Origin of the sequence: Streptomyces tremellae, from assembly GCF_039540215.1 — a bacterium.
In the GTDB taxonomy this organism is placed as follows: domain Bacteria; phylum Actinomycetota; class Actinomycetes; order Streptomycetales; family Streptomycetaceae; genus Streptomyces; species Streptomyces tremellae.
Map to the genome: position 1 here is coordinate 1 of NZ_BAABEP010000108.1, position 9,542 is coordinate 9,542.

The window sequence follows — 9,542 nt, forward strand, 5'->3', positions numbered from 1 at the left end:
GAGCGTCTCCATGGTAAGGAGAAGGTCTACGGTTCGATTCCGTATTGGGGCTCTGATATGAGGAAGGCCCCCGCCAGTTGGCGGGGGCCTTCCTCATATGCGCGGTATGCGGACCGGTCAGCCGAGTTCCGCGAGTGCCGTGCGGACGGACTCCGCGAGCGGCGTCGTGGGGCGGCCGAGGAGGCGCGCCAGGTCGCCCGGCGTCGGCGCGAGCAGCCCGCGGTTGATCGCCGCGTCCACGTCCACCAGGACCTCCGCGAAGCCCTCGGGGAGGCCGGCGCCGACGTAGGCGGCCTTCTGCTCCTCGGGGGTCAGCCTACGGTGAACGACCGTACGGCCGGACTGGCGTGACAGTTCCTCGGCGATCTCGTCCATGGTCCACGCGGTGTCGCCGCTCAACTCGTACGCCCTGCCGAGGTGGCCGTCCTCGCGCAGCACGTGGGCTGCGGCCTCCGCGAAGTCGGCGCGCGGCGCCGCAGCGATCCGCGCACCGGGGACGGTGCTGCTGGTGATCTCGCCGCGCTCCAGGACGCCGCCCAGGTCGCCGACGATGGTCGGGGCCTCCGTGTACCAGCCGTTGCGCAGGAAGGTGTACGGCAACCCCGACTCCAGGATCAGCCGTTCCGTCTCCCGGTGGTCGGCGGCGAGCAGGAAGTCCGCCTTCGGGCCACCGAGTACGCCCGTGTAGGCGAGCTGGGCCACCCCCGCGGTCTTCGCCGCGTCGATCACGACGGCGTGCTGAGGCGCGCGCCTGCCGATGTCCGTGCCGGAGATCAGCAGGACCCGGTCGCCCGGGTGGAACGCACCCTCGAAGGATGCCGGGTCGTCGTAGTCGGCGATGTGCACGCGCACGCCGGCCGCCGTCAGGCTCTCAGCCTTCTCCTTCGTGCGGGCCACCGCAGTGATGCCGTCCGCCGGGACACCGGCCGCCAGCAGATCGGCCACCACACGTCGGCCCAGGTGCCCTGTGGCCCCGGTGATCACGATGCTCATCGCGTCCATCTCTCCGTTCCACGCGCTTCCACGCGCTGTACCTTCGTCCGGGCCGTGCCGCGGCTCGACCCCTGAGCACACACCGTAGGGCCGGTACAGGAAGTTTTGTAAGTACCCACTTTGAAGTAAGGTACTGGTGTGAGCGTGAGTGGAACATCCGAGGTGAACCGCTTCATCGCGGGCCATACGCCATCGCCCGAGACGCGGCCGAACGTCAACCTGTCCGACTGTCCGTCGCGGCTCGTCCTCGAACATGTGACGAGCCGGTGGGGCGTGCTGGTGCTGGCTGCGCTGCTTGAGCGGTCGTACCGGTTCAGCGAGCTGCGGCGGGAGATCAGCGGGGTGAGCGAGAAGATGCTCGCGCAGACCCTCCAGACCCTGGAGCGCGACGGCTTCGTGCACCGGGACGCCAAGCCGGTCATCCCGCCGCGCGTCGACTACTCGCTGACCGCGCTCGGCCGACAGGCGGCGGAGCAGGTGTGGGCGCTGGCGCGCTGGGCCGAGGGCAGCCTGCCCGAGGTCTTCGCGGCGCGCTCGGCGTACGACGGCGTCCGCGTCTGACCCGGTGGGGGCCGGCCCGGGGCCTGGTGGGGGCCCCGGGGCAGGTCAGCCCTGCGGTTCGGGGACGCGCAGCGCCAGGATCGCCATGTCGTCGGAGGCTGGCGCGGCGGCGAACCGTTCCACCGCGCGCAGGATCCGCGCGGCGACCGCGCCCGCCGTCAGGCCCGTACACGTGGCGAGGACCTCGGCGAGGCCGTCGTCGCCCAGCATGCGGGAGCCCTCGCGGCGCTCTGTGACGCCGTCCGTGACACAGAGCAGCACGTCGCCGGGGTCGAGCGTCACGGTCTGCTCGTACAGGCCCAGGTCGTCCATGACCCCCAGCAGGGTCTGCGGCTCGGCGGCGGGCTCCACCGACCCGTCCTGGCGCAGGCGCAGCGGGAGCGGGTGGCCCGCGCAGACCATCGTGAGCTTGGCGCTGCCGTCGTCCTGCGGGCGCAGCTCGCCGTACAGGAGGGTGAGGAAGCGGCTGCGGGGGCCCTCGTCGAGGATGGCGGCGTTGAGCCGCTCGAGGACGGCGGGGCCGCCGAGGCCCTCCCTGGCGAGGAGGCGCAGGGCGTGCCGGGCGAGGCCGGTGACGGCCGCGGCCTCGGGGCCCGTGCCGCAGACGTCGCCGATGGCGAAGCCGTAGGTGCCGTCCGTGATGGGGAACAGGTCGTAGAAGTCGCCGCCGACCTCGTTGCCCTCGCCCGCCGCGCGGTAGATGACCTCGACCTCGACGCCCGGGATCACCGGCAGCTCGGGCGGGAGCAGGCTGCGCTGGAGCGACTGGCTGATCGCGGTGCGCTCCGAGTAGAGACGGGCGTTGTCGAGGGCGAGCGCGGCCCTGCGGGACAGGTCCTCCGCGAGCTCCAGGATCTCCTGGCGGAAGTGGTCGTCCGAGGGCTTGCCGAGGGTGAGCAGGCCGATGACGCGGTTGCGGGCGACCAGCGGCAGGACGACCGTCTCGCCGCCGACCGCGGCGGCCGTCGCGAGCGAGGGGCCGACGCCCGCGCCCGCGGTGGCGGAGCCGCTGGCCAGCTCCCGCATGGAGGAGCGCAGCGCCGACTGGTGGGCGGCGTCGGCGGGCGCGGTCCAGAGCCGGGCGCCGGGCGTGGGAACGGGCTCCGGCGGGTTGATCTTGGTGAGCAGCGACTTGAGGCCGTCGATGCGCTCCTCGTCCTCGTGGAGCACGAAGGAGAGCTCGGGCTCGGACGCCTGGTCGGCGATGGTGTAGACGGCGCACCAGGTGGCGAGCGTGGGGACGGTCATCTGCGCCATCAGCGCGAGGGTCTGGTCGCGGTCGAGTGTCCCGGCGAGCAGATCGGACGCCTCGACGAGGAAGGAGAGCGAACCGCGGCGCAGCCGCTCCAGCTCGCCGAGGCGCGCGGACTCGACGGCGAGCGCGATGCGGTCGGCCGCGAACTGGAGTCTCAGCGCCTGCTCGTTGGAGTAGCGGCCCGGTGCCTCCGACGCGACGCCGAGGGAGCCGGTGAGGCGGCCCTCGACCTTGAGGGGGACGGTGACGACGGAGCGCATGCCGGTGCCGGCGAGGAGCGGCACGGCGCCGGGCACGGCTCCGAGGTCGTCGTGGACGGCGGGCAGCCGCGCGGAGCCGTAGCGGCCGGTGCCGGCCTCGACGGGGACGCGGGCGAAGCGCTGGCGGGCGGAGGGCAGGCCGGTGGTGGCCCGCACTTCGAGTTCGGTCTCGTCGTCGGTGGCGAGGAGGAGGAACGCGGCGTCCGCGTCGAGCATGTCGCGGGAGCGCTCCACGGTGCGCTGGAGGAGGCCGTCGAGGTCGTCGGGGGCGGGGGAGCCGATGAAGACCTCGAAGGGGTCCGCGGTGCGGTTCTCGCCGCCGTTGTCGTTGGCGCTCTGCCGCGGCGGTGTCTGGATGACGGCGCGCTCGCTGTCCCGCACCAGGAGGCAGACCGTGGACGGCTCGCCGTGGGTGTCGCGTACCCGCAGGTGGGAGGCGTAGACGGGGATGACGCGGCCGTCGGAGCGGCGGATGCCGTAGCTGCCCTCCCAGCGGGAGAGCTGGAGAGCCTCCACGATGCCCATGCTGATGCCGGGGGTGTGCGGCCAGGCCGCGAACTCGGTGACGGGCTTGCCGAGGGTCTGCTCCGGGGGGTAGCCGAACAGGGCTGTCGCGTCCTCGTTCCACCCGGCGACCGTGGCGGCCTGGTCGACCTGGACGACCGCGACCCGCACCCGGTCCTCCTCGGCGGCGGGCAGCAGCGCCGTGGGCAGGGCAGGCCCGGCGGAGCGGGTGCCGACGGCCCGCTCCGGCATGTCGAGCTGGAACCAGACCTGCTTGTACGAGGGCGTGTACTCGACGCCCCAGCGGGAGGCGAGCGCGGCGCACAGCAGCAGTCCTCTGCCGTGCTCGCTGTCGAGGTTGCCGAAGGAGGGGCCCGTGGCCTGCACGGGGACCTCGCGCTCGGGGTAGCGGTCCGCGACCTCGATCCGTACGCCGTCGTCGGTGCGCAGGCAGCGCACGTCGGCTGCGGTGCCCGCGTGGACCACGGCGTTGGTGACGAGTTCGCTGGTCAGTACGACGGCATCGTCCACGACGTCGGAGCAGCCCCAGCCCTGGAGGGTGTCGCGGACGAAGGCACGGGCCGCCGCGACGGACCGCCCCTCGGGGTCGAAGGTGGCAGCCGCCCGCGCCGTGATCACAGAACTCCTCGTAAGCGTTTCCACGCCCGGCTCCGCCATGAAACGGCCCCGCCCCTCCCGGCGCCCGGTGTAGTACGTCAGTCACACCGCCCCTGCCGGGCGACCGGGACGGGTGGACAGCCGCATGCCAGGTTACTTACCTTCGCTGTCCCGGTGGATGCCGGTCGGCTCTGATTCCGTCCTTCGAGGATGCGACGCTGGAGGAAGCTGCCGAACTGTTATCGCCTGGTTCGAGCATGGTGAAACACTGGGCAGGCTTCCGGTGAGAGACCGGACGGTACGGTCGACCCCTGTGGGAGGGACGCGGTGGAGTCTGGCGTGGCAGCGCGCGGCGAGCGGTCGCACGCGAAAGGCGGACGGTCCCGGAGCGGCGGGACGACCGAGGTGGACTCGGCGGCCCTGAACAGACTGCTGACGGCCCTGGTCGCGATGCGGGACGGGAACTTCCGCAAGCGCCTGACGGTGACAGGTGACGACACGATGGCGGAAATCGCCGCCGTGTTCAACGAGGTCGCCGACCGCAATCTGCACCTCACGGGCGAGATCGCGCGGGTCCGCAGGATGGTGGGCCGTGAGGGAAAACTCACGGAGCGCCTGGAGACGGGCACCTGCGAGGGGTCCTGGGCCACCGCCATCGACGGGGCCAACGCGCTCGTGGACGACCTGGCGCGGCCGGTGTCCGAGGTGGGCCGGGTGCTCTCCGCGGTCGCCGAGGGCGACCTGTCGCAGCGGATGGAGCTGCGCACGCCGGGCGAGGGGGCGCAGGGGTCCGTCGCCGAGCGGCCGCTGCGCGGCGAGTTCCTCAAGGTGGCCCGTACGGTCAACAACCTCGTCGACCAGCTGTCCGCGTTCACCGACGAGGTGACGCGGGTCGCCCTGGAGGTCGGTACGGAGGGCAAGCTCGGCGGCCAGGCGAAGGTGCGGGGCATGTCGGGGTCCTGGAAGGACCTGACGGACTCCGTCAACACGATGGCGTACCGGCTGACGGCGCAGGTGCGGGACATCGCGCTGGTGACGACGGCCGTGGCCAAGGGCGACCTGTCGCGCAAGGTCACGGTGCACGTGGCCGGCGAGATGCTCCAGCTGAAGAACACCGTGAACACGATGGTGGACCAGCTGTCGTCGTTCTCCTCCGAGGTGACGCGGGTCGCGCGCGAGGTGGGCACCGAGGGCGAGCTGGGCGGCCAGGCCGAGGTGGCCGGGGTGGCCGGCGTCTGGAAGGACCTGACGGACTCCGTCAACACGATGGCGACCAACCTGACCAGCCAGGTCAGGGGCATCGCGTCGGTGACGACGGCCGTCGCCAACGGCGACCTGTCGCGGAAGGTGACGGTCACGGCGCGCGGCGAGGTCGCGCAGCTCGCCGACACGATCAACCAGATGACCGAGACGCTGCGGACCTTCGCGGACGAGGTCACGCGGGTGGCGAGCGAGGTCGGCGCCGAGGGGCTGCTCGGCGGGCAGGCGCAGGTGCCGGGCGCGGCGGGGACCTGGAAGGACCTCACCGACTCGGTGAACACGGTCTTCAGGAACCTGACCACGCAGGTCCGCGACATCGCGCAGGTCACGACCGCGGTGGCCAACGGCGACCTGTCCAAGAAGGTGGAGGTCGAGGTCGCCGGGGAGATGCTGGCGCTCAAGAACACCGTCAACACGATGGTCGACCAGCTCCAGTCGTTCGGCTCCGAGGTCACCCGGGTCGCACGGGAGGTCGGCGTGGAGGGCCGCCTCGGCGGTCAGGCCAGGGTGCCGGGCGCGGCCGGCACGTGGAAGGACCTCACCGACTCGGTGAACAACGCGTTCCGCAACCTGACGGGACAGGTGCGCGACATCGCGCAGGTGACCACGGCGGTGGCCAACGGCGACCTGTCGCAGAAGGTCAAGGTCGAGGTCGCGGGCGAGATGCTGGAGCTCAAGAACACCGTCAACACGATGGTGGCGCAGCTGTCCAGCTTCGCCGACCAGGTGACGCGGATGTCCAGGGACGTGGGCTCCGAGGGCCGCCTCGGCGGCCAGGCGCGCGTCCCCGGGGTCTCCGGCACGTGGAAGGAGCTGACGGACTCCGTCAACGGGATGGCGGGCAACCTGACCGACCAGGTCCGCAGCATCGCGCAGGTGACGACGGCCGTGGCGCGCGGCGACCTGTCCAAGAAGGTCGACGTCGACGCCAAGGGCGAGATCCTCGAACTCAAGAACACGATCAACACGATGGTCGACCAGCTGTCCGCCTTCGCCGACCAGGTCACGCGGGTGGCCCGCGAGGTGGGCACCGAGGGCAGGCTGGGCGGCCAGGCGCAGGTGCCCGGCGTGGCCGGTGTGTGGCGCGACCTCACGGACTCCGTGAACGGCATGGCGGGCAATCTGACCGACCAGGTCCGCAGCATCGCCCAGGTCGCGACGGCGGTGGCGCGCGGCGACCTGTCGCAGAAGATCGACGTCGACGCGAAGGGCGAGATCCTGGAGCTGAAGTCGACGCTGAACACCATGGTCGACCAGCTGTCCAGCTTCGCCGACGAGGTGACGCGGGTGGCCCGCGAGGTGGGTACCGAGGGCATCCTCGGCGGCCAGGCCGAGGTCAAGGGCGTCGCCGGTACGTGGAAGGACCTCACGCAGTCCGTCAACTTCATGGCGAACAACCTGACCTCGCAGGTCCGCAACATCGCCGAGGTCACCACCGCGGTCGCCATGGGTGACCTGTCGAAGAAGATCACGGTGGACGCGCGGGGCGAGATCCTCGACCTGGTCACCACGGTCAACACGATGGTCGACCAGCTGTCGAACTTCGCGGACGAGGTGACCAGGGTCGCCCGTGAGGTCGGTACGGAGGGCATCCTCGGCGGGCAGGCGCGGGTGCGCGGCGTGGTCGGCATCTGGAAGGACCTCAGCGACAACGTCAACACGATGGCGAACAACCTGACCAGCCAGGTGCGGAACATCTCGCGGGTGTCGTCCGCGGTGGCCCACGGCGACCTGACGAAGAAGGTCACGGTCGAGGCGCGCGGTGAGGTCGCGGAACTCGCGGACACGGTCAACACGATGGTGACGACGCTGTCGTCGTTCGCGGACGAGGTGACCAGGGTCGCCCGGCAGGTGGGCACGGAGGGCGAGCTGGGCGGCCAGGCGCGCGTCCCGGGCGTCTCCGGCACCTGGAAGGACCTCACCGACTCGGTGAACCTGATGGCGTCGAACCTGACCGGGCAGGTGCGGCAGATCGCGACGGTCACCACCGCCATCGCCAAGGGCGACCTGACGCGGAAGATCGACATCGACGCGCGCGGTGAGATCCAGGAGCTCAAGAACACCGTCAACACCATGGTCGACCAGCTGTCGAACTTCGCGGACGAGGTCACGCGGGTGGCCCGCGAGGTCGGTACGGAGGGCATCCTCGGCGGCCAGGCGCGGGTCCGCGACGTGGACGGCACCTGGCGCGACCTGACCGAGTCCGTGAACGAGATGGCCGGCAACCTCACCGGCCAGGTGCGCGCGATCTCCAACGTCGCCACCGCGGTGACCCGCGGCGACCTCGGCGTGAAGATCGACGTGGACGCTGCGGGCGAGATCAAGGACCTGCAGGACTACATCAACACGATGATCGCGAACCTGCGGGACACCACGATCGCCAACGAGGAGCAGGACTGGCTCAAGGGCAACCTCGCCCGCATCTCCGGCCTGATGCAGGGCCGCCGCGACCTGGACGACGTGGCCTCGCTGATCATGAGCGAGCTGACGCCCGTGGTGTCCGCGCAGCACGGCGCGTTCTTCCTCGCGATGCAGACGGGCGCGGGCGCCGACATCGGCGCCGACCCGGAGGACGGCAACTTCGAGCTGTGCCTGCGCGGGAGCTACGGCTACTCGGCGGGCTCGATGCCCACGTCGTTCCGGCCGGGGCAGGGCCTCATCGGCACGGCCGCGCAGGAGCGGCGCACCATCCAGATGAACGTCCCGCCGGGCTATCTGAAAATCTCCTCGGGGCTCGGCGAGGCGGCGCCCGCGCACGTGATCGTGCTGCCGGTGCTGTTCGACGGGAAGGTGCTCGGCGTCATCGAGCTCGCGTCGTTCCAGCCGTTCACGCAGATCCAGCGCGACTTCCTCAAGCAGATCGCGGAGATGATCGCGACCAGCGTCAACACCATCAGTGTCAACTCCAAGACGGAGGTGCTGCTGAAGCAGTCGCAGGAGCTGACGGAACAGCTCAGGGAGCGCTCGGAGGAGCTGGAGAACCGGCAGAAGGCACTCCAGGCGTCCAACGCGGAGCTGGAGGAGAAGGCCGAGCTGCTGGCCCGGCAGAACCGCGACATCGAGTTCAAGAACACCGAGATCGAGGACGCGCGGCAGGTGCTGGAGGAGCGCGCGGAGCAGCTCGCCGTCTCGATGCGCTACAAGTCGGAGTTCCTCGCGAACATGTCGCACGAGCTGCGCACCCCGCTCAACTCGCTGCTGATCCTCGCCAAGCTCCTCGCGGACAACGCGGAGGCTAACCTCTCGCCGAAGCAGGTCGAGTTCGCGGAGACCATCCACGGCGCGGGCTCCGACCTGCTCCAGCTGATCAACGACATCCTGGACCTGTCGAAGGTCGAGGCGGGCAAGATGGACGTCAGCCCTACGCGGATCGCGCTGGTGCAGCTCGTGGACTACGTGGAGGCCACGTTCAGGCCGCTGACCGCGGAGAAGGGCCTCGACTTCTCCGTACGGGTGTCGCCCGAGCTGCCCGCGACACTGCACACGGACGAGCAGCGGCTCCTCCAGGTGCTGCGCAACCTCCTGTCGAACGCGGTGAAGTTCACCGACACCGGCGCCGTGGAGCTGGTGATCAGGCCGGCCGGCGCCGACGTGCCGCTCGCGATCAGGGAGCAGCTGCTGGAGGCCGGCTCGCTGCGGGAGGCGGACGGCGACCTGATCGCGTTCTCCGTCACGGACACCGGCATCGGCATCGCCGCGAGCAAGATGCGGGTCATCTTCGAGGCGTTCAAGCAGGCGGACGGCACCACGAGCCGCAAGTACGGCGGTACGGGCCTCGGCCTGTCGATCAGCCGGGAGATCGCGCGGCTGCTGGGCGGCGAGATCCACGCGGCGAGCGAGCCCGGCCGCGGCTCGACGTTCACCCTGTACCTGCCGCTGCACCCGAGCGAGCTGCCGCCGCAGGGCTACCCGCAGGTGGCACGCCCCGACCAGGGCGCCGCCGCCTCGGGGCCCGGCCGCTCGGCGAAGGCGGCGGCGGCCGTGGAGGCGGCCGCGCCGCTGCCCGAGCTGCCCGAGGGCGCCCCCGCCGCGCAGCCGCAGGGGCCCATGGCCACACAGAGCCGGTACGTGGAACTGGCTCGGCACATCAC

Annotated in this window: 4 protein-coding genes; 2 read left to right on the forward strand and 2 right to left on the reverse strand. The window is 71.1% G+C overall.

What is annotated here, in order from left to right; genetic code table 11:
- Positions 1 to 117: 117 nt before the first annotated feature.
- Positions 118 to 993, reverse strand: a complete 876-nt coding sequence (locus tag ABEA77_RS32935) for an SDR family oxidoreductase (protein ID WP_345655705.1) — start codon at positions 991 to 993, stop codon at positions 118 to 120.
- A gap of 174 nt (positions 994 to 1,167) precedes the next feature.
- Here ABEA77_RS32935 and ABEA77_RS32940 point away from each other — a divergent pair, with 174 nt between their 5' ends.
- Positions 1,168 to 1,554 (forward strand): winged helix-turn-helix transcriptional regulator, encoded by a 387-nt coding sequence (locus ABEA77_RS32940; RefSeq protein ID WP_345655708.1) that lies wholly within the window; start codon positions 1,168 to 1,170, stop codon positions 1,552 to 1,554.
- A gap of 45 nt (positions 1,555 to 1,599) precedes the next feature.
- Here ABEA77_RS32940 and ABEA77_RS32945 read toward each other — a convergent pair whose 3' ends face one another.
- A complete protein-coding gene (locus ABEA77_RS32945; RefSeq protein ID WP_345655706.1) occupies positions 1,600 to 4,251 on the reverse strand; it encodes a SpoIIE family protein phosphatase in 2,652 nt (883 codons plus the stop codon).
- A gap of 267 nt (positions 4,252 to 4,518) precedes the next feature.
- Here ABEA77_RS32945 and ABEA77_RS32950 point away from each other — a divergent pair.
- Positions 4,519 to 9,542: HAMP domain-containing protein (locus tag ABEA77_RS32950; RefSeq protein ID WP_425588445.1), on the forward strand; the 5,024-nt coding region annotated here is incomplete at its 3' end.

Excerpts from the sequence above, each read along its gene's own strand:
- ABEA77_RS32935 (WP_345655705.1), bottom strand. The coding sequence starts at position 993 with ATGAGCATCGTGATCACCGGGGCCACAGGGCACCTGGGCCGACGTGTG.
- ABEA77_RS32945 (WP_345655706.1), bottom strand. The coding sequence starts at position 4,251 with ATGGCGGAGCCGGGCGTGGAAACGCTTACGAGGAGTTCTGTGATCACG.